Source organism: Mesorhizobium sp. M7A.F.Ca.US.005.03.2.1, assembly GCF_003997795.1.
Taxonomy (GTDB): Bacteria; Pseudomonadota; Alphaproteobacteria; order Rhizobiales; family Rhizobiaceae; genus Mesorhizobium; species Mesorhizobium ciceri.
Window position 1 is genome coordinate 1 of the sequence record NZ_RZRP01001337.1, and the last position, 1033, is coordinate 1033.

At 61.0% G+C, this 1033-nt stretch carries 2 protein-coding genes; both read left to right on the forward strand.

The annotated features are described in order from the left end of the window. A partial coding sequence (locus EN991_RS37560) for an AIM24 family protein (protein ID WP_164769725.1) occupies positions 1 to 635 on the forward strand: 635 nt, incomplete at its 5' end. A gap of 99 nt (positions 636 to 734) precedes the next feature. After that, on the forward strand, positions 735 to 1033 hold a 299-nt coding region (locus EN991_RS37565; RefSeq protein WP_245461192.1), incomplete at its 3' end, for a hypothetical protein.

Genomic DNA, 1033 nt, shown 5'->3' on the forward strand with positions numbered 1-1033 from the left:
ATCATATAGCGGGCGAGCTGGTGCCGGTGCTTTCGGTCGATGTCACGCGCATGCCGGTCTATTTCGAGCACCACATCCTTTTGTGGAAGAATTCCACCATCACCATCGGCCTGAAATCGCTGAAGGGCGCCCTGAAGCGCATGATGGCCGGCATGCAGATCTTCGTCACCGAGGCGTCGGGGGCGGGCATCATTGCCTTCAGCCGCGATGGGCCGGGCCACATCGTGCCGATCCATCTCAGGCACGGCGAAGAGATCCAGGTGCGCGAGCACCAGTTTCTCGCCGCCACCGGCAATGTCGACTACACCTTCGAACGGGTGCGCGGCCTGGCGACGATGCTGTTCGGCCAGAGCGGCTTTTTCATCGACCGCTTTCGCGGTGATTCCGGCGATGGCATCGTCTGGCTGCACGGCTATGGCAACGTCTTCGAAAAGACGCTCGCCGCCGGCGAAACCATCGACATCGAACCGGGCGGCTGGCTGTTCAAGGATGCCTCGGTCAGGATGGAGACCAAGATCGATCGCCTGTCGAGCGGCTTCTTTGGCGCCAACATGAATTTCATCGTGAACCGATTCACCGGACCGGGCCGTGTCGGCATCCAGTCGATGTATCTGCATATGCCGACCGAGGAATAGTTCGGCGAAGGCCACTGGCGGGCAGCAATGGCGGCCACGATCCGGCCATGCGTCATCGCGGCGTTTGCCGTGCCGGCTCACCACGGATATGCAAGGGCCATGACCAAATTGTTCCGCACTGCGGCGCTGGCGCTGCTCGCCATCATCATTTTCGCGACCTTATCGCCGATCCAGATGCGGCCGCACCTCGCTGAAGCAAATGTCGAGCGTGCCTTGGCTTATGTCCTGCTGGGCTTCGCCCTGGCGGTCGGCTTCCCCAACCGACTGTATCAAGTGGTGATTTTCGTGGCTGTGATCGCCGGCATGCTGGAACTGCTTCAGCTCATTGATCCCGGTCGCCATGCACGCCTCATCGATGCATTGGTGAAAGCCTTTGCCGGGGTGGTTGGGATCGTCGC